We start from the raw sequence: 22277 nt of genomic DNA, 5'->3' as shown, positions 1-22277 counted from the left end.
TCCGGACCTATCGGACGGTGGTGGACATGGCGCTCTACGTAGCGCGGGCGTCCACTACTGTGCCCCGGACACCGTGGTTACCCGCCCCATCAACGCGTCCCGTTTTCCCTGTTTCGACGGTCTTCGAGCGCTGGCCGCGCTGTCCGTTGTGGCTGTTCACACGACCTTTGTCTCCGGGTTCACCGGCCGGAGCGGGATCGGCAACTACACCTCACGGCTCGAGATCGGCGTCTCGGTCTTCTTCGTGATCTCGGGGTTCCTCCTCTACCGGCCGTTCGCGGTCGCGCACTTTGAAGGGCGAGACGTGTCGATCCCGCGCTTCTGGACACGCCGGCTCAAGCGGATCATCCCCGCGTACTGGGCGGCCTTCATCGTGGTCACCTACGTGATGCATGCGGACAAGATCCGCCACGGCTGGGCGGCGGTGCCGGTGTATCTAGGTTTCGCCCAGATCTACTCGCCCTACTACGCCCTGTCTGGCATCACCCAGGCGTGGTCGTTGTGCACGGAGATGACTTTCTATCTGGCGCTGCCGCTGTGGGCCTGGTGCATAGGCCGTCGCCGGCGAAGCCCGGACAGCCAACTGCGGTTGGAGCTTCTCGGCCTCGGCGGATGGGTCGCAGTCAGCTTCGTCTACAGGTCGATCGTCCTCACCGCCCACGGGCAGCTTGCGCTCACCATGCCCAACTGGCTGCCGGGCTACACCGATCTGTTCGCCCTGGGGATGCTTCTGGCGGTCTTCACCGCGTGGACTGCGAGCACCGGACGCTCGCCGAGGTCTCTCGACCATCCGTCTGTTCCCTGGATCAGCTGGGCGATCGCCGGAGGCTTGTTCGTGTGGGTTTCCAACATCGGTCTACCGGTCAAACCGGTGACGGCATCTCCGCTCGGCCTGAGCCTGGCCCGCCAGACCCTTTACGCACTGTTCGCGTTCTTCCTCGTCGCGCCGGCGGTCGTCGGCCCGCAGGATGAGGGCCTGGTGCGGCGACTGCTTCAGACACGGCCCCTCGTGTTCCTGGGCACCGTGTCGTACGGCATATACCTGTGGCACGAGGCGTGGATCGACAGGTTCCTGCATTGGAGCGGTGATCGGTTGTTCACGATGTCGTTCCTCGAACTTCTCGCATTCGTCGTCGCCACGGCGACGGCCGCAGCGAGCGTCAGCTATTTCGCGATTGAACGTCCGATGCTGCGCGGAAGCATCCGCATACCGAGACTCCCGAGGCGGCCCCGAGCGATCCCCGTCTCCGCGGTGAACACCGAACCCGATACGGCTGCATCGAACGTCGCCACCGTGGGAGCCGCCACATGAGCGAAGACCCTATGCTCGGGGCCGACCTCCGCGGGACTCCACTGGTCGCGGTCGACTCGGGCGCTTCGAAGATCGGCGACATCGCCGCATCGTCAGGCTTGCGAAGCATCGACATGTTCGCGTGGAGGGATCTCGACCATCCCGAAGCGGGCGGGTCGGAAGTGCACGCAGCGCGCATCGCGGAAAGGTGGGCGGCAGCCGGTCTGGACGTGACGCTCATCGCTTCGCGGGCTCCTGGTGCGCCCCGGAACCACGGGAGAGACGGCTACCGCGTGGCGCGCCCCGCAGGCCGGTACCTGGTGTTCCCGGCCGCGGCGGCAAGGCGAATTGCGAGGCGCAGCGCGCCCGCTGATGGGGTGGTCGAGGTGTGGAACGGCATGCCCTTTTTCACCCCTGTTTGGAGCCGGCGACCGAGGATGACGTTCCTCCACCATGTGCATGGACAGATGTGGAATCTGGTGATGCCCGCGCCGCTCGCCTCGCTGGGCAAGGCATTGGAGGCTCGCGTCGCGCCGCGCTTCTACCGCCACGATCCCGTCGTCACCCTGTCCGAATCGTCACGGGTCGGGATCGTGGAAAAGCTCCGCCTCGATCCTTCGCGCGTGACGGTCGTGCCTCCCGGCGTTGACGACCGGTTCCGCCCGGCACGCCACATCAATCCTCGACCGCTGGTTGTCGCTGTCGGGCGTCTTGTTCCCTACAAGAGGTTCGACCTGCTCATCGAGGTGCTGGTTCGGCTGCGCGAGCAGCACCCGACTATGGAAGCCGTGATAGCGGGCGAGGGCGCGGAGCGCACGGCGCTGGAGGCACTGATCGCCCGCCACGGGGCCGCCGAGTGGATCAGCCTTCCCGGTCACCTCGACGACGACGCGCTGGTCGCTCTGTACCAAGGCGCGTGGGTGCTGGCTTCGACCTCAGCCTACGAAGGATGGGGCCTCACCATCAGCGAGGCGGCCGCCTGCGGAACTCCCGCAGTCGCCAGCCCAATCGCCGGCCACTCCGACGCGGTGCAGGACGGCTACAGCGGATACCTCGCGCAACCTGGTGACGCGATGGTCGCCGCGATCGGAGCGCTTCTCGACAACGACATCCTGCGCCGCCGCATGCGCCAAGGGGCCATAGCCAACGCGGGGCGACTCAGCTGGGATCGAGCGGCATTCGAATCGATGCGAGTGCTCGCGTCTGCCGCCACGCCGAAACTCGGCGCACGAAACCGCGCGCGCGCAGGATCCGTCTAAGTCGCTTCCATCGACGCCGGAGGAGCTGGGCTTCGCCGACGGCCTCTACGACCGCAACCGCTGACAACAGGACGAGCACCGGCTCGAGGGTCGCACGGAAGCGCGTCTGGCCATAAGTCAGCAGCACCGCCACCACCACGTCGACAGCCACGGCGGCCATCGGAAAAATAGGTACTCCTCTGCGCCGCAGGACCACCGCCCCAGCTACCGAGAGCGCGGCGAACCCATAAAACGAGCCCAAGCCGACTTGCGCCCACAACAGCGGACGGCCCTCGATGAAACTGTCGAGCTGGAGCTGGTTTTCCGGAGCGTAGAAACCGAATGTTCGCCCGAGCCTCACCGCCTCGATGGCCGGCAGTCCGCTCAGGTGACCGCTCACGTAGTGAAGGCCGCGACGGAGCGCGACTGGGTCGACTGCCGATTCGTCCCCGTGAACACCGACCGCCGACCGGGCTGCGCACTCCATGGACCAGTACCCGCGCAGCGGGCCGTGCCACATCGAGTCGCAGTTCGCCGCGGCGACTGTCACTCCGAAGCGATCCGAGATGAGCACCGGGTGGGAGAATCGGCTGAGATTGAATCCGATCCACGGGGCGACCACAACCACCACGCCTGTCACGCCGATTCCCGCGAGACGCAGTCGCTCCGGTCGGCTCGTGCTCTTCGCCAGCCAAGCGACGGGCACCAGCACGAGAAGGGCGAGCAGGATGAGCTCGTCACGGGCCAGCGCTGCGAGACCGACGGACAGGCCGAGCAAAGCGGCTGCGGTCCGCGTCGGTCTGCGCCACATCCGGTAGGCGGCCCAAAGCGCGAGCATGGTGAGGATCGGCGATACGGTCTCGGACATTGCAAGCCCGTCGCTCATCCACATGTTTGGGTAAACCGCGATACCGAACGCGGCAACAACTGCGACCTTGCGGCCGGCTACTTCTTTTCCGAGTCCAGCGGCGACGGGAACGGCAAGCGATCCCAGGATCGCAGACCAGATCCGGTGCGCGAAGAAGCTCTTCAACCCGACGACGGAGCAAACCGCCATGAGCAGTGTGAAGAGCGGCGGGAGCTTCGCGGTCTGGAAGTGTGCGCCTGTGTGGGCATAGACGAGCGGCTCGATCCAGCCCTTTCCGTCCGAAAGAAGATTCGCCTGGCCCACATATTCGAGTGGATCGCCTCCCGCGGCGAGATGAGGTCGCGCAAGAACCGAAGCCAAACGGATTGCGAGACCGAGCAGGAAGGCGGCCGCGAGGAACGCTCGCCAATTCCGTTCCCACCCCTTCAGCTGTTCGGGCGCGGGCCGGGGTTTGGTTTGCACTACGACAACGCCGCCTCGACCCGACGACGATCAGCCCCCAACAGAAGAAGGGCTCCGGCTACCCCGGCGAATCCAGCCAGCCTCGCAAGCGACCACCAGCCCGAAGGGAGAAGCATCTCTCCGAACACCATGCTCGCACCAGCCAGCGCGCAGACGCTCGAGACGACATTCGAGATCGTGGCAACCATGGACGCGGCGTGGCGTTGTAAAGCGAATTGGAACACCACCATTCCCGCGAAGGTCACGATGACAAAGACCCACGGATAAGGGGACGCCAGCGAGGACAGGGAACCGCTCACAATGCCTTGCCCGACCACTTTCGCGGCGACGGCTTTCTCGGCGACCGCTCCCAAGCCGTAGAGCATTCCGGCCGACGCCGCGAACGAGACAGCCGACAGGGCTGGCGCCGCCTTGGCGCGGGCACCGAGCCAAGCCGCGCTTGCTGCTGCCAACGCAACCGGGATGGCCAGCGCCGTGAGCGAACCTGTTGGCACGGAGCTCGCCAAATGAGCCCCGGGTCTGGAGGAAACGGCGATCGCCGCCACCGCCCCGATCACGAGGAAGAGAGCAGATCGTTCCCGTCGACCCAATCGCTCCCCCAGCAGCGGCCCGCCCACCACTACGAGAGCAACGAGCCCGGCCGCGAGTACCGGTTGCACCACCGAGACAGGGGCCATGGTCAGCGCGGCGACCTGCAGCAGCAGGCCGGCAACCATCGCCGAGAATCCGGCAAGCCACAGGCGGGAACGGCTCACCGTTCTGATCAACGTTGCCGGATTTGCCCCTAGTGGCGGAATTTGAACGAGGGCCCGCTTTTCGAGAATGTACCCGGCGTCGTACAGGACCGCGGAGACAACAGCCACCGCCGTCCCTGCGATCAGTTTTGGGCCGCCGGCGGGCGCCAGCGCTGCTGTGACGACGGTGCTCAACTCAGCGGATTTCCTCCGGTGGGAGCGTATGCGAGCGGGACCGTCGGGCGTAGGCAGTGGCGGCGCCGGCGGCGGCGTCCGCCCCCAGCATTGCCAGGCCGAACCAAGCGATGTCGTTGGCTGAGCTCAGCGCGCTCGGCCAGTCAATCGTGGGCAGGTAATCGTGGGCGACTTGCTGCTGGACTACGTAAACCGGCAGGAGAATGAACGAAGCCGCGGCGAGGAGTCTGACGGCGAGCCTCCCGCGAGCGAGTAGGCATCCGGCCGCCGTTGCGGAGAGCGCGGCCGCACCTATCGCCGGTCTGCTGGCGGTGGTGATCGCGATGCCCCAGACAAGTGATGCAACGACCGCTGCGATGATCGACGGCTTCAGTCCTCCGGGTGAGACAGCCGCACGCAATGAAGCCGGCAAGATCCCCGGCTCGTAGAAGCGGTTTCGGCTCCTGCTACCCGAAGACCGTGAACGCCGGTCCCGCGCCGGCCAGGCCGCGAGACCCAAACAGAACAGCAGCGCAGCCGCCGACGCAGCGATCGCTGCCCAGACGACGCGCTGCGGCCGCCATTCGATGTGAACCGCCGTTGCGCCCCTGAGGGCTCCGGCCGGGACCAGCCAGCCCGTCGCGTAGCCGTCGACGAGCTTCGGAGCCCCGAGCGAGTGCCCCGCTGCCGTCGCAGACCATCCGCTGCTGAAGCTTTGGCCCAGCACCAGCCAGAACGGATGCCCGCCGGAGCGGACGGTGAGGTCCCAAGAGGTGCGGTCGTGGTGATCGATCTTGACAGTGGCGGGAGGAGCGACTCCGGTTTCCGGAGGTGCTGAAGCTGGCGTGAGCTGGTTGGGGCAGACGGATGCAAGGGCCAGCGAGTCGATCGACCACCCCGACGGCAGGCGGGGGCTGGTCGAGACCTTGTGCGCGCCGGGCCCGAGGGTGATGCCCTTAGTTGAGTTGCCACACGCGCGGAGCTGAAGAGGCTGCCCGGTGAGGGCGTCGTTGGTGGAACCCGCAACTTGGATGTCTACGGGATTCCCGTCGATGCTCAGAAGTCCGTGCTGGCACGCTTCGGGGAGCTGCGTGGGAGATGGGGGTTGAATCACTCCGGGAACGCCGAGCTCGGCTATGCCGACGGGCATGACGTCGGTTACGCCCGCGAACGTCGAGTAGTAGTCGACTGAACGGACGTCCCTGACCGCATCGATCGTGACCTTCACGCTCGACCCCGAGATGGGTGCGAAGTTGACGGTCACCTGCGTGGTCGAGTTCTGCGGCCGGCCGTAGCCCACGCGCGGAACTTCGACGTCGACTGTTCTCGACCCGGACTCGGTGCCGATGGTAAGTCGCGCCGGGAGGGAGTGGCGACCGTCGTTCAAGACTTGAAGGTTCAGATGGTCGAACGTGATCGGTTTGTTGGCCTGGAAGCCCAGCCACTCGCCCTCTTGCGGCCCGGTCTCCGCGATCCAGGCGGTTGACGGATCGCCGTCGATCGCCTCGTTCGCGCGCGCGAAGCGGTCGCCGTCGAGCCGGGTCGAAGAGTTTGCTGCGACGACGATTGCCGGATTTGTTGTCTGGGCCGGCGACCCTTCTGGCACTGCCGGTGGGGTCAGCCCGATCAACCGGTTGATCAGGTCGTCGGCATCGCCGGTATTGATCTCGGCCGTTCCATCGACGGAGAACGTTCGCCCTGTGGGCAAGGTGAATGTCCGGGACATCTGCGGCTCGGGATCATGGCGCGGAACTTGGACCTGCCTGTGTCGGTTCATCAATATATAGAGCGGGTCGGAAGCCGACGCCGGGCCCAGTGCTGACAGAAGATCCCGAGGCATCCGCAGCGTTTCGGTGGCCGGTTCTACGCCCGGGATGCCGATCTCGGAGAAGCCGACCTCGGGAAGTCCGTCGTAGCGTTTGTTCCTTCCGCCGCTCGCAGCGTCGACCGTCACTTCGAGGCGCTCGAAGGTTCGCAGCGGGAAAGACACCTCCTGGCCCGGCGCCGAGTACGAGTCCGCGTTCAGGTTCACGACGACAGGCTTCCTGCCGTCGAAGGTGAGGGTTACCTTCGTGATCCTCCGGTTCGGTCGTTCCAGCTGTGCCTGCAAGAGAGTTATGTGATCGGTGGTGACTTGATGCAGAAGGTCGATCCGGATGCGGCCGCCCGCAACCGGCGAGTGCGCGCCGAACGTCCACGCAGTCGACGGGTCGCCGTCGAGCGCGTTGATGGGTCGATTTTCGGGGGTGAACGACAGCGGATCGCCGTATCCGGTCGCCCGGACGTCCTTGACGCCGGTCACGTCGGTCACGGTCTGGGCCGCGGTCCCGGCGCCTGGGAACAACGGCAACGAGTAGTCCGACGGGTTGTTCGTCAACGGCTGAACGCCCGGTTGGTCGATCTGGCCGACGTTGTCCCGAAGGCTTCCCCAACGCGACGATGCGAGCGCGTTCGTGTCGGTAACGACGAGCGTCGCGCCATTCGCGGCCGCCGCGCGAAGGCCGGCGGCGTCGCCGGCGTACGACGCGCTGTAGATGATGGGTTGATCGAGAGAGCCACCCGAGAGGAGCCCCGCGGAAGCCGCTTCGACGAGGCCGCTCCCGTCGCCGGCGAGGATCACCGGTTGAGAAGCCGGCTCCGCGCGAACCATCGCCCTCGGACCGGTCACGTTGAACACGGCAAGCGCGGGCGGCTGCGGAGTTCCCGTTGGGATGGCAAGCCGCTGCTCGCTGTTCAGTGGGTACCTGACCAACGGCGCCGGGTTCGGGGCACCGAACAAGGTGGGATTGCCGAGGTCCGCCCTTTGGGACGTCATTTGTAGCCACATCACTTGCGGCAGAGGAAGGTGGTAACGCTCGTACTGGAGATCGGACTGAACGAGAATCTGGCCGGCGCTCATCAGCCTCGCGATCGGAGCGACCGCGCCCACGTCGAGGTTGCCTTCTTGCAGCGGCTCGTCGAGAGCCCGCAACAGGTTCGCCGCGGCGGGCGTGCCGGTGGGAACGACCTGCCTTTGCACGTACGGCCGGTCGAGAAGCCCGCTTGCAACCGGGTCCTGGGTCACGCCCCACGAGTACGCCGCGAAGTCTTCCCCGGGAAGGCCGAGGACACGATCGCTTCCTGCCGAATCGAGGTAGGCGGAAGCCTGTTTCCAATACTCTGGGAGTTGCGAGGGGCGGTCGAGGTTCGCGGCGATGAGGTTGCCCGACCACAGCGGCGGAAGATCCGCGGCGATGAGCCCGAAACAAGCGCCGGCCGCGACCAATCCGACTCCTGGACGAGCGAGCCGCAGCGATGAAACGCCCGCGCCGATCATCAGCGCCAACCCCAACACGACGATCGGCACGATGCGGTCGACCGACCGCAACGCGAGAGCGATCGTCGAACCCGACGACGCGCTCTTCAGAAGGTCGCCGTAAAGGGAGGCGTGCCCATATGGGTAAGCGCCTACCGCGATGACCGTTCCGATGAGAACCAGAGCGACCGAGTAGCTGCGGTAGGCCCACCTCGCGAAGAATCCGAGTACGACCGCGACCGCTGGGACCAGATAGCTGACCGACAGAAGCCAGGGCGACTGGCTGTACCGGACGGACGCGAGGGTCCAAGGCTGGACCTTGTCCCATCCGTAGAAGTACCAGTAACCAAGGCCGCGCAGCACTTCAGGGGCGGACGACGTGTGTGAAACGGTCGGGACGGTCTCGGTGACACGGAGGACGTTGATTCCGTAGGCGCCCTCCGCCCAGAGGCCGGCGGCCCACCACAACGACACGGCAACGCTCAACAGGGCGATCCGGCCCCCGACGGCTGCAGCGCGACGGCCGGTCACCTCATGGGTCACGAACGCGGCGTAGATCAGCCACGACGCCGGGGCAACCAGCACGAGGACGATCGACGTGGCGTTGACTCCGCCCACCAAGGCAACCACGAGAGCGAACAGCGCGGGATGCCGCCAACGACCCGACCTCGCAGCCATAACGGTCAGACCGACCATCCACCCGAGCGCGGCCCACGGCATGACGATGGCTGACGTGCGGCCGAGATAGTCGATCAGGTAGGGGCTGAACGCGTAGGCAAAGGCTGCGACCCATCTGCCCGGTCCTTCCAAACCGAGACGGCGCGCGCAGTACGCGACGCCGAGTCCGGCTGCCAGCACAAGTGACCCCATCCAGAGACGCTGGGCAACCCAGACGGGGATGTGCAGCCAGCTTGCCGCGGCGTAGAAAGGCCCCATCGGGAATAGGTAGCCGATGTTCTGGTGGGTGACCGTCCCCAGTCCTGTGTTCGGATCCCACAGCGACGCGGCGCTTTCTGTGAGCCTCCCGGGATCGAGGTACAGGTACTGCTTGGTGTCCGCCGCGACCATCCCCGGCTTGCTGAGAAGTAACGGGATATAGCTGGCCGCGGCGAGCAGGCCGGCGAGGATCAGGTCACTCCGTCGGCTTCGCACAGGGGCGGCAGTGTAGGTGCGGAGCGAGAATCCGCCGAGTCACCGGCCAATATGGGTACTTTTCTCATGTGGCCGTGACCGAAATCGGCACCACCAGGCCTCGTCTCGCTCTGGCGGTTCTGTCGCTGGTGCTGTTCGTTACCTTTCTTGACAACACGATCGTCGGGGCCGCCCTGGCGCAGATCCAGAACGAGCTTCACGCGGGGATTACCGCGCTGCAGTGGATCGTGAGCTCGTACGCGCTCGCCTTTGCCGCGCTCATGCTCACTTTTGGAACGCTCGGTGACCACCTCGGGCGCCGCCGGATGATGGTGGTCGGCCTCGTCGTGTTCACGGCCGGTTCGATCCTCTCTGCTGTCGCGACGACCTCCGGAATACTGATAACCGGACGGGTGATCATGGGTGTCGGCGCGGCCGCCTCCGAGCCGGGGACCCTTTCGATGATCCGGCAGCTCTACCCCGGCGGCGAAGAGCGTTCCCAGGCGCTTGGGGTGTGGTCCGCGGTTTCCGGTTTGGCGCTTGCCCTCGGACCGGTTGTGGGCGGGGCACTGGTCGGTCTGTGGTCGTGGCGGCTCATTTTCGTGTTCAACGTGGCCGTGGGCGTCATCGCGATCGCGGGCGTGCGTGGGGTGCTCCCGGAGATCGTCACGCCTCAACGGCGTCGTTTCGACGTGGCCGGATTCGCTCTCGGTGCGCTAACGATTACCTGCGGCGCGTTCGCGACCATCGCCGGCGAGACCAACGGCTACTCGACGGCCTGGGTCGAGCTCCTCTACGCCGTGTCTGCTATTGCGTTTCTCGCCTTTATCTGGGTGGAGAAGAGAGCCGAAGAACCGGTCCTGGATTTGCGGTTCTTCCGCTCCCCGATGTTCGTGAGCGGAAACACCCTTGCGTTCACCGGATACTTCTCCACCTTCTCCGTGTTCTTCTTCATCCCCCTCTACATCGGGCTTCTCGGCAATACCTCGCCTTACCATCTCGCGATCGACTTCATCCCGATGGCGGCGTGCCTGATCGCGGCATCCGCGCTCAGCGGGTTCTGGATCGGCCGCAACGGGCCGGGTTTACCGATGGTCATCGGCTCGATTGCCGCCGGCGTGGGGATCCTGCTGACCAACGCGTACATCAAGCCGACGTCCGGAATCGAGCTGTTCGGGTGGAGCCTGGTGCTCGTCGGCGTTGGACTGGGCGTGGTGATGGTTGCAGTCACCAGCGCAGTCCTGGGTGCAGTACCGGCCGAACGATCGGGAATGTCCGCATCGTCGGTCAACACCAGCCGCGAGTTGGGTGCAGTTGCGGGTGTGGCAGTGCTCGGAGCGATCCTTTACGGCCAGATCACCAGCCACCTTCTGCACGAACTCGACCGGATCCCGGGCCTCTCGCACGCCGCCCGCGACCAGGCAATCGTTGCGATCACCACGGGCAATATCCCGACTACCGGTCCTCTGGTCAAGGTCGTCGGCCAGGTGCTCCCCAGCGTGACGTCCGCGTTCACGCAGGGGCTCAACTTCGTGCTCGCAGCCGCGGCGGCGCTCATGCTTGCCTCTGCTGTGCTCGCCGCAGTCCTGGCGTCCCGAGACCGCGCCGCTACCCCGACGCGCTGATCGGCCGGAGCGAGTTGGGCGTAAATCTCGCGTTTGGGAGTGGAATTCGGCCGGATCGCGCACGATTCCACACCCGAACTCGCGTCTGGCCCACCAGGCGGCGTCCCTCGACCGTACCCCGACCCACTCCGCCGGTCTGGCAAAATGGTGGTTGACGGTGAGTCGGTCGGGTGGCCGCGGCCGGGCACGACCCGGTCGAGGAAGGTCGGGACTCCGCAGGGCAGGGTGCTGGCTAACGGCCAGTCGAGGCGACTCGCAGGAAAGTGCAACAGAAAGCAAACCGCCGATGGACCGACGGTCACAGGCAAGGGTGAAACGGTGCGGTAAGAGCGCACCAGCGCACGGGGTGACTCGAGCGGCTATGCAAACCCCACTCGGAGCAAGGTCAAGCGTGGGACGGCCGGCCCGGCCAATGTCCCCAGGTAGACCGCTCAGATGGATGGCCACCGATCCGGTTTCGGCCGGAAAACAGAATCCCGCCTACAGACCGGCTCACCGTCACTAGCCCTCTGAGCAGGGATTTTTAGGACCCCGCCGCCCACACCTTGTGCGGGGATTCACAGAACGGGCGCAGGGATTCTCGAGGATTTCCCCCATTCGATATCGAAGCGCCCGTGGGTACATTTGATCTATGGGGGAAACAGCGGTCGATGTCCTGGAGCGGGAGCATCACGACCTGCGCGCGCTGTTCGAGCGGGTACGAGATCCGGACGCAGATAGGGGCGCAGCGTGGTTGGAGATCGTCAAGCAGGTAGCCACTCACGTTGCCATTGAACGCACTTTCATTTACCCGGTAGTGAAGCGTCGCATGGCCAACGCGCCCGGGCTGGCCGACGACCTCCGTCACGACTACAAGCGAATGGAACGCCTGCTCGTTCTCACCGAGCGGCGAAAGATCAACTCGCCGGACATGCCCGACCTTGTCAACGACCTGCTCAATGTGTTCGAGTCCCACCAGGATCGGTGTACGCGCATCCTGATCCCGACCATGCTCGAAACGCTCAAGCCAGTTGAACTGGACGAACTTGGCGACAGGATGCGAGGTGCTGAAAACGTGATCCTTTCGCATCCACACCCCCACCTACTGGCACTTGGCCCGGTCTACCCGATGACGACGCGGGTTGCATCCTTCTGGGACCGAGTAAGGGATCGCACGGTCCAGAACCGCTGACTGGGGTAATCACCGGCGGCATCGATCCGCGAGCGATCAATCCGACGTGGGCTATCCAAAGTAGAGCGGGTCGGTTCGGTCTCGCTTCGGCGACGGACCTTCGGCCTCCTTGGGTCGGACCGTTTCAGCCGGGATGGAGCGAGTCCACTCGCGCACGGCCCAACGCTCAGCGATGCGCCACTCGCCATCGCGCCTTTCCATCCTGTCCACATAGCGGAACCCTGACACGAAGTTCAACGCGGGATCGCTCGCTGGCTCCCCCCAGTGATGGGCCATCCCGTAGGTCTCGCTGCGCGCGGTGTCGCCATCTACCTCTATCAGCTGGTTTCCGACCATGTGCATGGTCCCCGTAAACCGGGGAAGCACCTTCCCGAGCCAGCTCACGTAGCCGTCCGCGTCACCGTCGAATCCTGTGTGGTGGTCTATCGCGCCGTCGTGATAGCAGGACCGGATCAGAGCAAGGTCGAGCCGGTCCACGCCGCGGCAATAACGAAGGACGACTTCGGAGATCTTCTGCTTGTCCTCGTAGGGAGCATCCACGATCGCGCCTAGAGGTCCGCCTGATCCGGGAGACAGTCCATCGCCCAATCGGGCCAGCTGCGCGGCGGCTCACCCGAGGCCTGCCTGCTGAACTCGCCGAGGAACCACCGGCGATATGCCACGAGGAGAGGTGGTGTCCGCAGCGCAAGCAGGTACTTGCCCTCTTCGCAGTAGCGATCGACCTCGTCCCACATTTCGCCCAGTTCGTTCGCCGCCTGACCGGAATCCTTGGGGAGCGTGAACGTCAAATCGATTTCGGCGTCTCCCCGGGCTACCGCTTCGTCGAGCTCGCTCGACGTTGTGTTGGTGAACCCGGCGTACCTCTCCTGTAGGGCTCGATCCAACGAGAGGAGGCGCGAGGGAACATGCGAGTCGGCTCCTCTTTCTGCCAGGTGAGCGAACTCCCGCATCACCTCAGAACTGTGTTCGGTCGTCTGCCGGTGGATGTCCAGCGGGATCCTCATCAAGTGGACCTCACCGAGGCCTTCGGTCACGTTGCCGGCTCCAAGCTCGAGCAAAGGAACGGCGAATCGCCTTCTTCTGACGTTCCCAGCCGACGAAGCAGGTCGTCGAGGTCGGGAACCGTCGAGCCGACCCCTTGTCCGGAAACCGTGGCTCCGGCCCTCGTTTCGACCGCTGACCCGGGGGATCCGTGATCGAGGCAGAACCAGACCCTCTTGCCAGCCGCCGTGGGTTCGGTACCCCACGACTCTGCCAGTCGATCGACCAAGCGGAGTCCCCGCCCAGTCGTTGTGTCGATGGAATAGTGGTGAACCCGGGGCATGACCGGCGACCGGTCCTCCACCTCGACGCAAAGGCGATCAGCGGTCGTGTTCACGACAACTGAGCACCCGGTCCGAGCGTGCAGGGCCACGTTCGCCAGTAGCTCGGAGAGAAGCAGTGAAGCGTCATCGAGCCTGTCCTCCCAACCGAGTTGGATCAGGGTCTGGGCGAGAAAACGGCGCCCGACACGAACGTCTTCTCGCTCACCGTTGAGTTGGAGGACCTCGCGACGTTCTTCGCCGGCGTCCACGCCACTATTCACCTTTCCCACCCGAACAACTCAAACGCTCCAGACGGCCGAGGAGCTTACTGCCGATAACCCGTGGGCGCGGGCGTCAGCGGGGGGACACCGGGGAGATCTTGATGTAGGCCCGGGTCTGGTCGGACATGGGGAATGCTCTTTGATACAGCTTCCTGCCGAGGCCGAATGCGCTTTCCAGCGTCTTCTCGGCGTATGGCCATTCGTCTGCGTCGAGGACTCGGGCATGTCCGATAACGACCATTCCGGTTGGCTTGCCGCGAAACGTCGCCGGCGCCACCAGGACCTGCGGGTTGTTACGGATCCGCTTGACCTTGCCCGAACACGCTCTTTTGGATCGTCGACTCGCTGTGATTCAGCCGAGATAAGACGTCAAGACGGTTGGCATTGGTATGAACGCCTGACTCTCGTCCGTCATGACAGGTCCGAAAACTTCGGTCTCGACCGACTCCGGACTGCCGGGTTCCGTCGACGGCCCGATCTCGCGGATCTTGCCTAACACCGCCGCGAGCTCGCCCGTCCCGACGACCGGTTGATCGAGGACCTGTCCGATCGCCGCATGAGCTGCGCGGAGCCAGGTACGCAGCGCTTCCTCGGTCGTCCTGAGCTGCTCGACGTTGGTCTCCTCGCGGGCGACGATGCTCGCCACCTCCTGTCGCGCGGAGGAGAGGGTGTCGGCGGCCTCTTGGTCGGCTTCTTGCCGACGCTGGGAAGCCCACGCCTCTGCCTCCGCGCGTATGGAGTTGCCTGCGGCGACTGCGATCTGCAGAACTTCGGTGACTTTTTCCCCGAACGCCCTCACGGCGTCCTGCTGCGAGTCGGGAACGGATTCCGGCTCGGCTGATCGCCGTTCCGATTCCATATCCTCCAGGCGCGCCTGGGCCTCTTGATACTTCTCGTCAGCCGACTGCAACAGGCCCTCGACAGACTCGAGACGGGCCCGTAGATCGTCGAGCCGGTTCTCGGCTTCAGAGGCTCGATCGATCAGAGCCTTCTGCTGTCGGGCGAGGTCGGCCAGAAAACTGCGGACTTCGTTCTTGTCGTAGCCACGGAACGCACCGGTGAAGGAACGACCGGCGATTCCGTCGGCAGAAACACGTCCGGGATCGTTGACTGATGCCGTCATGCTCCCCTCACCCACTTCTTGATGCGAGTTCCGGTGAGACTGAAGGTTCCGGCACCTCCCAACAGCACGCCGCCCACGATCAGTAGCACCCAAGGAAGCGGCGATGCATTGATCGGACGGAAGAGTCCAAGATCGGTCCCGGCGCCCGACGGAGTAGGTCCGCTGGTAAACGCGAGCCCGGACCGAGATCCAGGCGCCGCGCCCGCCGCCGGCTTCAGCGTGGTGGTCGTCGTGCTTGCGATCTGACCCACGCCTCCGTGTGTAGTGGTCGGTGGCGTCGATGTCGACGTGGTTGGGTTCCGGGGAGCTGTCGTCGGACTGGTCGTGGTCGTCGATCCAGTCTGCGGAACGCTGTTGGTGACCGGCGGCACCGTTGTTGTGGTTGTCGTCGTCGTACCTCGGTGCTTCACTGTCGTCGACGTCGTCGACGTGCTTGACGTGGTCGACGTCGGGACGATGCACGGCTTGTACCAGAAGACCTTGTACTTGTCGTCGGACCCGATCGAACCGGTCACTTCGACGTCGACCTTGATGTGATACCCCTGGTTGGGGTTGGCTTTGAGCCCGGTCACGTCGAGCTTGTACGGCTCACTCCAGTCGAGTGCGGGGCCAGGTCCGTGTCCCTGGAACGCGAAGCTCCCGCGGCCGAGTGTCGGCGCCACCGGCCCGAACTTGCCGCTGGGCGGCTGAGCCGAATAAGCGACGGTGGTCTGGCGAAGACCTGTATCAAAACCAAAGAACGAGAGCGCGAACTGGCACGACACGTGCGGATGGTTGGCGTGATCCACCTTTCCGACGTCCGTCAGCACGTTCTGGTCGATCTTGATGGTCCCGTTGTTTCCGGGAGGAGCCCCGCCTTTGTTGCCTTTTCCCCCCGATCCCTGCGCGGCTGCCAAGCCGGCGGAACCCACCGACATTGCGGCCACTCCAAGGAGTACTGCCGCCACTCCCAGCGCCCTTCTCATGCCCACCTCGCGATCTGTTTCCGAGGTAAGTGGGTAAGTTGGCGGATTCGCCCCTCTCCCCCGCTTTGCCCCGGAGTATACCCATCAAGGTATTAGGCGAAGAGTCCGAATTTCCTGCTTAATCAGGTCAATAAGTACTTTCGGCTCGATCCTTACGGATTCGGGGACGCAACGACATAGACGTTGTCGGCGAAGTGACCGGCGCGGAACGGCGATGTGTAGTCGCACGTGATGAGCATTAAGTCCTGGTCGTACTGATCGGAGAAGTACTGCTGCGGTAATGCTCCTTTCACCGCGCGGCCGACGACGCTGACGGCAAACGCCCGATCGCCTGAAGGGAAGCCCACGACGATGACGTCGCCGGCGGCGAGCGAACCAATGAAGGCCAGCGGGCCTGGGTCATTGCGATAACCGACATGGCCGTCCAGGACGAGCGCCCCGGTATCGCCGTGGCGGTACCAACCGAGCTGGTGGTAGTTGGTCGGAGCGTCGAGAAGGCCCGTTTCTGGTCCGGTCGTTTGCACATGCACCTCGCCGGCCACCGCCGCATGCGTGCGGAGGCGCGGCACTGAAAGCGATGCCGGGGCCTCCGGCTCCGACACAGCTGCCGGAGTGGAAGTCGGCGGCGAGGTGAGTGGAGGTTGGGTTGTGCCGGCACCGCCCGAAGGACGCTGAAGCTCCACGGTGAGCGCGTGGTCTGTGTGGCTACCCGTCAGAGCAGCGAGCCCGGCTCCGAGAAGGGCGACACCGGCCGCCGCCGGTACAAGAGCGAGCAGACGGCGAGAAAGGCCATGAGTCGGTTCGCCAATGGGCCGCGTAAGAAACCCGGGATCGTCGGGAAGCGACCGATACAAGACCGGCTCCACACGGCTTCCCGCATGAGCGGTTGGAGCCTCGGCGAGAATCCGGCGTGCCTCGGCGATGAGTTCTCGACTCGATGCCAAAAGAGCCGCGGTATCGCCTGGCGTATTTTTAGGAATAGCGGAGCGCTGACCGTCAAGATCCGGGACTATCCCGCCATCCCTCATGCTCATCTCCCCACACTACCTACGCCTCCAATTTCGACCATGTGAGCGGTATCCCTCCGACCGAACTGCTCCATAAGGCTTCGAACGGGCCTTGACTGTTACCGCGACGCCGAGGAGAGTCGCGAAGTGACAACTATCCAGCAAGCGGACTTCGGTAGGACAGGTCACCGCAGCACCCGGGTGATATTCGGCGCTGCCGCGCTTGCGAGGATGCGACAGGCACGAGCCGACGAGATCCTCGAGACGCTTCTCGAGTTCGGCATCAACCACGTAGACACAGCGGCCTCGTACGGCGACTCGGAAGTACGGGTGGCCCCGTGGCTCACGGCGCACCCAGGCCGTTTCTTCCTCGCCACCAAGACCGGCGAGCGATCGGCAGACGGCGCACGAGCCGAACTCGAGCAGTCACTCTCCCGACTAGGTGTGGACCACGTCGACCTGATCCAGCTCCACAACCTGGTCGAGGAGGACGAGTGGCAGCACGCCCACGGTCCGGGTGGCGCAGTCGAGGGCTTGGCACGCGCCCGGGACGAAGGGCTCGTTCGGTTCATCGGGGTCACCGGGCACGGGTTGCGGATCGCTTCGATGCACAGCAGGAGCCTCGATCGGTTCGATTTCGACTCGGTCCTGCTCCCCTACAGCTACCTGCTGCTCACCCTTCCTCGCTACCGGGAGGATGTCGAACGGCTGCTCGAAACTTGCGCGGAGAGGCGCGTCGCGGTTCAGACGATCAAGTCTGTCGCGCGCAGGCGGTGGGGTGCCGACGCCGCGCCCAGGTACAGCTGGTACGAGCCGATCACCGATCCGGACTCGATCGAGCGATCGGTGCGCTGGGTGATGTCGAACCCCCAGGCGTTCCTCAACACTTCCAGCGACGCCCGGCTTTTGCGGCCGACCCTGGAAGCGGGCTCACGAGCGGCATCGTCTCCGTACGGACCGGGGGAAGATGCAAGCACCATGCACGACGATGTCGAACGACTCCAAATGGTGCCCCTGTTCGACGGCGCCGACCTCGAGAGGATCTGATCGCCGTTCCTTGACCGAGGTCAACTAACCGGTACCCTGGTTGAGGTGAGCGACGATCAAACCGGCGATACAACCGACGCCGTCACCGCCGCGATCCAGACGCTGTTCCGGCTAGAGGGCAGCAGACGCATCCATCAACAGCTGGCCGCGGCCGCCGGCGTGTCGATATCGCAGCAGGCCTACCGGCTCCTCGGACGGGTCGTGGAGTCGGGACCGACGTCTCCCGGTCAGCTCGCCGTGATGCTCGACCTCGACCCGGCGATCGTCGCACGTCTGCTACGCCAGCTCGACGAAGCCGGGCTGGTGAATCGCCGGCGCCACGACGACGACGGGCGCATGACCGTCGTCGAGGCAACCGAGATCGGTCAGGAGACCTTCGACAGGATGCGCGAAGTCATCTGGCGGCACATGCGAAGGGCACTTGCCGCCTGGCCGGCCGCCGACGTCGCGACGCTCTCGTCTCTACTGGACCGTTTGGTCGAGGATGTCCAGCGCCACCCGTACCCCTCGCTGGACGAAGCCGATCACGATCCCTTGAGCGCTCCCAGCGGAAACGTCTTCTCGAACGTTCCCTCCAGATAGCCCGGTCCGTCGGCCGTCGGGAGGAACCATCCCGTCGGGCACATGGTGAGGACTTCCACGAAGCTGAAACCCTCACCCTCGACGGCGACTTGGAACGCCCTCTTCATGTAGCGCTTCGTCTTCGCTATCGAGCCGGCGTTGTTGACCGCCCCTCGGGCGACATAAGCGACTCCGGGCAGGGCGGCAACCAAGTCAGCAACGGGTACCGGGTAGCCGTGATCCTCTGGCTCGCGCCCGTCGAGGCTGGTCTTGGTCCTCTGGCCCACCACGGACGCAGCCGTCATCTGCCCGCCCGTGTCCCCGAACACGCCGTTGTTGAGCATGATCACGGTTATGCGCTCGCCCCGGGCGGCCGCGTGCAGGACTTCGGCAAGACCTTCACTTGCCAGATCGCCGTCGCCTTGAAGGGTGAAGACGGCGGCTTCGGGCCGCACCCGTTTCACGCCGGTCGCAACGGCAGGGGCGCGCCCGTGAAGACACTGCAGGAAATCGATGTCGGCCAACGAGACGATGTTCGTGTAGCACCCGTGCCCGACAACCCCGATCGCTTTGGTCGAAAGTTCGAGCTCGGATATCACCTCGAGAAGCAGCCGCCATGCGACCGGATGCCCGCAACCGGGACAAAGGTGGTGCTCCCCGGAAAGCTGAAGCGGCGCAAGCGCTTCGGCGACCTTGCGGGCCGCCGCAGAAGGCGGGCCTCCCGAAGTGCCAACACTCATCTCAGCGCTCCTTCACCGATCAAGCCCCTCACACGGTCACGGATCCACGGCACAGTCAGAATCTCGCCCTGGCGCATCCCGCTGAAGTCGATGCTGACCCTCCCGATAGGAACCACCGGAACGCGACCTCCGATCGCCAGGCGCACATCGTCGATCATCTGCCCTGCATTCACTTCGAATACCAGGACCTTCGATGCCGATGCACACGCGTCGGAGAGAGCAGCCTCTGGAAATGGCCAGAGACTCACCGGGCGAAAGGCTCCCACGGGGCAACCGTCGCTGCGCAGCTCGCCGACAACCTGCTCGACGAAGGGCGCCGCGGTGCCGAACGACACGATCACCGTGTCGGCGTCCTCACAGGAAAAAGACTCCCACCTCTGCTCCGCCCGCGCGACATCCTCGAACTTGTCGGCGATGCGTTGCCAGTGAAGGTCGGGGCCAGGCCCGGGATCGTTGGCCTTGCCCATCGCCCAGGTCCAAATCTGCCTCGACCGGCCAGTTCCGCCTCGGGTTCCATCGAGTGCCCAGTCCTTAGGGGGAAGAGGCCCGAACTCCACGGGCTCCACGTCGACGCTCATGTAGGTGTGCGAGATGAGATAGTCGCCGTACATGATGACGGGGGCCCGGTACAGGTCGGCCAGATGGAACAGAAGCTGAGTCTGTTCGACCGCTTCGGTGACATCCTTCGGGGCGAGGCAAATGGTTCGGTAGTCGCCCCAACCGCCGCCGCGGGTGCACTGGAAGTAGTCCTGCTGTCCTCGCGCCATGTTGAACACGACGAACGGCACCTCGTTAAGCGCGGCCTCGGCAATTGCTTCTTGCATCAGCGCGATCCCTTGCCCGCACGAGCCCGTCGCTGCTCGAGACCCCGCGGCTCCGGCGCCGAGGGTCATGTTGACCGCCTCGATCTCGCTTTCGGCATTCATGCAAACCCCGCCGGCCGCCGGCATCCTTTTGGCCATGCTCTCCAACAGGTCTGTGAAGGGAAGCATCGGGTAACCGGCGAAGAAGCGGCAACCCGCAGCAATCGCCGCTTGGGCGACGGCGTCGCTCCCCTGCAACAACCTGGCGGGCATCAGCCGGCCTCCACTTGAGGGGTTTCGAACTTGAAGACGTCGAAGCAGAAGTCGGGACAAACATCGCGGCAAGCGCGACACGCGGTGCATCCCGGTGACAGAAGCGGGAAGTGGTAACCGGTCGAGTTGACCTCGCCGGACATGGTGAGCACGCCTGGGCGGCAGGCCGTGATGCAGAGCTCGCAGCCCTTGCACCGCTCCACGTCGATGGTGACCGTGCCTCTGCTTACGGCGACCCTGCCTTCGAAAGTCGGGCTCACGCCGGCGAAACCGCCCAGGCGGGATCGGAGAGGGGCGTCGCGGACGCCGCCCCAGCACGGATAGCCTTTTCGTTGTTCTCGATGTGCTGGACGCGGTAGGGAGGGACAAGTTCCCTCATCGCACCGACCAGAGCGTCGGCAGTAACCAGGCCGGTGATGGAGGCGAACGCTCCGAGCAGCACGAACCCGGCCGCCATCGGCGCGCCAATCTCGTCGGCAATGTCGCCGGCTGGCACCCCAACGAGGGGCCACTCGCCGGGTTCGATGTCGCCTGCGACGCTCGAGTTGTACACGACGGGTCCTCCCGGGCGGATCCGCGCGGCGACTCCGGGCCAGTAGCGACCGTGCATGACGAACGCCGACCACGCGGATTCAACGATCGGAACCGCTCTCAAACCCTCGTCCGCGACGATCACGGACGCCTCGGTCTGACCGCCTCGCATCTCGCCGCCGTAGTGGGAGCTCATCAGCACCTGCCGCCCCTCCGCCGTGGCGGCCATGGCGAGGGTCTTCGCGGCCAGCTGGATGCCTTGGCCGCCAATCCCCGTCAACAGGACCTCTCGCTGCACCCCGCCAACGCTACCACGTCGACCCCAAGACTGGAATCCGGTTCCACCTCGCACGAGAGACCCTTGCTAGGTTCTCGGCCGGATGCAGTTGCTCATCGGGGACCTCCTGGCGGACGCCGCCAAAGCCAGACCGGCGGGCATCGCCGCGACCATCGACGACCGCAGCACCACCTTCGGCGAACTCGACGCCGGCGCCAACCGCCTCGCCAACGCGCTTCGGGGCGCAGGCGTTTCTCCGCGGGACGTCGTCGTTTGGTCCTCGCCGCCCAGCTTCACTTTGATCGAGGGCTTCGCCGCGACCGCCCGTCTCGGCGCGGTCTTCGCGCCGTTGAATCCCTCTCTGAAGCCGGACGAGGTTGCTGGGGTGATCGAGTACCTCGACCCGCGGCTTGTCGTCGCCGACGACGCGCCGCGTGAGGCCGCTCGGTCCCTGGCTGTCCCGACAACCGCGGTCGACGAGCTCGTCGGCGCGAGCGCTCCTTCGAGTTCTGCGACCCCCGTCGCCGATGTCGCATTCGACGACTCATCGACCCACGTCATCTACCTCACCAGCGGGACCACCGGGCAGCCGAAAGGAGTGGAGGTCAGCCACCGGGCAAGCTGGCTTCGCTCGTTTCCGGGGGGATCTACCTTCGCCGCGGGCCTGCGGGGTGACGGTGGGATCCTCGCCAGCTTCCCGCTGTTTCACTACGGAGGATGGCATTACGTTCTCGAGGCCTGGCATCACCGGTGCGCGATCCACGTTTGCCGGCGCTTCGACGGTGAGATCCTCGTCGAAACCGCCGACCGTTGGAGGCCGTCCGCGATGTACTGCATCCCGGCCGTTTGGCAACGGGTACTCGCGGCGCTCCCCGAAGGAAGCGATTCCCTGTCCTCGGTGCTTCACGCAGACACGGGCACGTCAGCCGCTTCCCGGGACCTTCTCGACCGGCTCAAGTCGGCGATGCCGCAAGCCACCCGATCGGTGCTGTACGGATCGTCCGAGGGCGGCCATCACACAACCCTGTTCGAGCGCCAACTCGACGACCATCCTGGAAGCGTCGGGCGGGCTTCGCCTCCCGGAGTCATCATCGTTTCGGCCGAAGGAGAGATCCTCTACCACAGCCCCACGGTCATGAACGGTTACTACCGGTTGCCGGACGTGACTGCCGCCGCTGTCAGGGATGGGTGGTACTACACGGGCGATGTCGGGGTGATGGACGACGACGGCTTCGTGTACATAACCGGGCGCCTCCGGGAGGTGATAAGGACCGGGGGCGAAAGCGTCGCCCCTACCGAGGTGGAGGCTGCTCTTGCCGGAATGCCGGGCCTTGCAGACGTCGCTATCGTCGGGATGCCTGACCCGACTTGGGGCG

The 22277-nt window shown here is 65.1% G+C and carries 21 protein-coding genes and 1 other RNA gene; 8 read left to right on the top strand and 14 right to left on the bottom strand.

The features are described 5' to 3' along the window. Positions 1-73 precede the first annotated feature (73 nt). Positions 74-1312 (top strand): acyltransferase, encoded by a 1239-nt coding sequence (locus tag VFZ97_11465; GenBank protein ID HEX6394052.1) that lies wholly within the window; start codon positions 74-76, stop codon positions 1310-1312. After that, entirely contained in the window at positions 1309-2550 is a 1242-nt protein-coding gene (locus VFZ97_11460) for a glycosyltransferase family 4 protein (GenBank protein ID HEX6394051.1), read from the top strand. The genes VFZ97_11465 and VFZ97_11460 overlap by 4 nt, the downstream gene beginning before the upstream one ends. Here VFZ97_11460 and VFZ97_11455 read toward each other — a convergent pair. Genes VFZ97_11455 through VFZ97_11445 form a run of 3 tightly spaced genes read right to left on the bottom strand, consistent with a single transcriptional unit; the run spans position 2450 to position 9214 of the window. Then, positions 2450-3859 carry a glycosyltransferase family 39 protein gene (locus tag VFZ97_11455; protein HEX6394050.1) on the bottom strand — a complete coding sequence of 470 codons (1410 nt, stop codon included), beginning with the start codon at positions 3857-3859 and terminating at the stop codon, positions 2450-2452. The two genes, VFZ97_11460 and VFZ97_11455, sit on opposite strands and share 101 nt — an antisense overlap. After that, complete coding sequence (locus VFZ97_11450) at positions 3859-4788, bottom strand: DMT family transporter (GenBank protein ID HEX6394049.1); 930 nt, start codon at positions 4786-4788, stop codon at positions 3859-3861. The genes VFZ97_11455 and VFZ97_11450 overlap by 1 nt, the downstream gene beginning before the upstream one ends. 1 nt (position 4789) lies before the next feature. Further along, a complete protein-coding gene (locus VFZ97_11445; GenBank protein HEX6394048.1) occupies positions 4790-9214 on the bottom strand; it encodes an alpha-(1->3)-arabinofuranosyltransferase family protein in 4425 nt (1474 codons plus the stop codon). A 68-nt stretch (positions 9215-9282) separates the two neighbouring features. Here VFZ97_11445 and VFZ97_11440 point away from each other — a divergent pair, with 68 nt between their 5' ends. The 3 genes from VFZ97_11440 (at position 9283) to VFZ97_11430 (ending at position 11989) form a co-directional block, all read left to right on the top strand. After that, positions 9283-10818 carry an MFS transporter gene (locus VFZ97_11440; GenBank protein HEX6394047.1) on the top strand — a complete coding sequence of 512 codons (1536 nt, stop codon included), beginning with the start codon at positions 9283-9285 and terminating at the stop codon, positions 10816-10818. A gap of 158 nt (positions 10819-10976) precedes the next feature. Then, positions 10977-11317: RNase P RNA component class A (gene rnpB / locus VFZ97_11435), an RNA gene on the top strand. A gap of 132 nt (positions 11318-11449) precedes the next feature. Then, entirely contained in the window at positions 11450-11989 is a 540-nt protein-coding gene (locus VFZ97_11430; protein ID HEX6394046.1) for a hemerythrin domain-containing protein, read from the top strand. 51 nt (positions 11990-12040) lie between these two features. Here VFZ97_11430 and VFZ97_11425 read toward each other — a convergent pair whose 3' ends face one another. From VFZ97_11425 to VFZ97_11395, 7 genes are all read right to left on the bottom strand, one after another. Then, on the bottom strand, positions 12041-12529 hold the full coding sequence (locus tag VFZ97_11425) for a nuclear transport factor 2 family protein (GenBank protein ID HEX6394045.1): 489 nt from the start codon (positions 12527-12529) through the stop codon (positions 12041-12043). Positions 12530-12537: 8 nt separating this feature from the next. Further along, a complete protein-coding gene (locus tag VFZ97_11420) occupies positions 12538-13023 on the bottom strand; it encodes a hypothetical protein (protein HEX6394044.1) in 486 nt (161 codons plus the stop codon). Then, complete coding sequence (locus tag VFZ97_11415) at positions 13020-13562, bottom strand: ATP-binding protein (GenBank protein HEX6394043.1); 543 nt, start codon at positions 13560-13562, stop codon at positions 13020-13022. Before VFZ97_11415 ends, VFZ97_11420 begins: the two co-directional genes overlap by 4 nt. An 85-nt stretch (positions 13563-13647) precedes the next feature. Further along, on the bottom strand, positions 13648-13851 hold the full coding sequence (locus VFZ97_11410) for a hypothetical protein (GenBank protein ID HEX6394042.1): 204 nt from the start codon (positions 13849-13851) through the stop codon (positions 13648-13650). Positions 13852-13926: 75 nt separating this feature from the next. Then, a complete protein-coding gene (locus VFZ97_11405; GenBank protein HEX6394041.1) occupies positions 13927-14697 on the bottom strand; it encodes a DivIVA domain-containing protein in 771 nt (256 codons plus the stop codon). Then, positions 14694-15662 (bottom strand): hypothetical protein, encoded by a 969-nt coding sequence (locus tag VFZ97_11400; GenBank protein HEX6394040.1) that lies wholly within the window; start codon positions 15660-15662, stop codon positions 14694-14696. The genes VFZ97_11405 and VFZ97_11400 overlap by 4 nt, the downstream gene beginning before the upstream one ends. Before the next feature lie 152 nt (positions 15663-15814). Next, positions 15815-16696 carry a class F sortase gene (locus VFZ97_11395; GenBank protein ID HEX6394039.1) on the bottom strand — a complete coding sequence of 294 codons (882 nt, stop codon included), beginning with the start codon at positions 16694-16696 and terminating at the stop codon, positions 15815-15817. Between the two features lie 120 nt (positions 16697-16816). On the opposite strand from VFZ97_11395, the gene VFZ97_11390 reads away from it, so the two are divergent. Together VFZ97_11390 and VFZ97_11385 are read left to right on the top strand one after the other, a co-directional pair. Further along, positions 16817-17716 carry an aldo/keto reductase gene (locus tag VFZ97_11390; protein ID HEX6394038.1) on the top strand — a complete coding sequence of 300 codons (900 nt, stop codon included), beginning with the start codon at positions 16817-16819 and terminating at the stop codon, positions 17714-17716. Between the two features lie 45 nt (positions 17717-17761). After that, positions 17762-18298 carry a MarR family transcriptional regulator gene (locus VFZ97_11385; GenBank protein ID HEX6394037.1) on the top strand — a complete coding sequence of 179 codons (537 nt, stop codon included), beginning with the start codon at positions 17762-17764 and terminating at the stop codon, positions 18296-18298. Here the strand turns inward: VFZ97_11385 and VFZ97_11380 are convergent. From VFZ97_11380 to VFZ97_11365, 4 genes are read right to left on the bottom strand one after another with little or no spacing between them, the layout of a single operon-like run. After that, positions 18241-19017 (bottom strand): thiamine pyrophosphate-dependent enzyme, encoded by a 777-nt coding sequence (locus VFZ97_11380; GenBank protein ID HEX6394036.1) that lies wholly within the window; start codon positions 19015-19017, stop codon positions 18241-18243. The two genes, VFZ97_11385 and VFZ97_11380, sit on opposite strands and share 58 nt — an antisense overlap. Further along, positions 19014-20093 carry a hypothetical protein gene (locus VFZ97_11375; protein HEX6394035.1) on the bottom strand — a complete coding sequence of 360 codons (1080 nt, stop codon included), beginning with the start codon at positions 20091-20093 and terminating at the stop codon, positions 19014-19016. The genes VFZ97_11380 and VFZ97_11375 overlap by 4 nt, the downstream gene beginning before the upstream one ends. Continuing rightward, positions 20093-20353, bottom strand: coding sequence for a 4Fe-4S dicluster domain-containing protein (locus VFZ97_11370; protein HEX6394034.1), 261 nt, complete (start codon positions 20351-20353; stop codon positions 20093-20095). The genes VFZ97_11375 and VFZ97_11370 overlap by 1 nt, the downstream gene beginning before the upstream one ends. Further along, positions 20350-20922 carry a 2-oxoacid:acceptor oxidoreductase family protein gene (locus VFZ97_11365; GenBank protein ID HEX6394033.1) on the bottom strand — a complete coding sequence of 191 codons (573 nt, stop codon included), beginning with the start codon at positions 20920-20922 and terminating at the stop codon, positions 20350-20352. The genes VFZ97_11370 and VFZ97_11365 overlap by 4 nt, the downstream gene beginning before the upstream one ends. Positions 20923-21004: 82 nt before the next feature. On the opposite strand from VFZ97_11365, the gene VFZ97_11360 reads away from it, so the two are divergent. Beyond that, positions 21005-22277: class I adenylate-forming enzyme family protein (locus tag VFZ97_11360; GenBank protein HEX6394032.1), on the top strand; the 1273-nt coding region annotated here is incomplete at its 3' end.

The sequence above is a fragment of the Acidimicrobiales bacterium genome (genome assembly GCA_036378675.1).
Lineage (GTDB): Bacteria > Actinomycetota > Acidimicrobiia > Acidimicrobiales > Palsa-688 > DASUWA01.
Note: the sequence above shows the minus strand (reverse complement) of the source record. Positions and strands in the feature narration are given on the sequence as shown.

What these genes read in the sequence shown, in the direction of transcription:
- VFZ97_11400 (HEX6394040.1), bottom strand. Translation starts at nt 15,662, where the DNA reads ATGAGAAGGGCGCTGGGAGTGGCGGCAGTACTCCTTGGAGTGGCCGCA.
- VFZ97_11380 (HEX6394036.1), bottom strand. Translation starts at nt 19,017, where the DNA reads ATGAGTGTTGGCACTTCGGGAGGCCCGCCTTCTGCGGCGGCCCGCAAG.
- VFZ97_11395 (HEX6394039.1), bottom strand. Translation starts at nt 16,696, where the DNA reads ATGAGCATGAGGGATGGCGGGATAGTCCCGGATCTTGACGGTCAGCGC.
- VFZ97_11375 (HEX6394035.1), bottom strand. Translation starts at nt 20,093, where the DNA reads ATGCCCGCCAGGTTGTTGCAGGGGAGCGACGCCGTCGCCCAAGCGGCG.
- VFZ97_11430 (HEX6394046.1), top strand. Translation starts at nt 11,450, where the DNA reads ATGGGGGAAACAGCGGTCGATGTCCTGGAGCGGGAGCATCACGACCTG.
- VFZ97_11405 (HEX6394041.1), bottom strand. Translation starts at nt 14,697, where the DNA reads ATGACGGCATCAGTCAACGATCCCGGACGTGTTTCTGCCGACGGAATC.
- VFZ97_11460 (HEX6394051.1), top strand. Translation starts at nt 1,309, where the DNA reads ATGAGCGAAGACCCTATGCTCGGGGCCGACCTCCGCGGGACTCCACTG.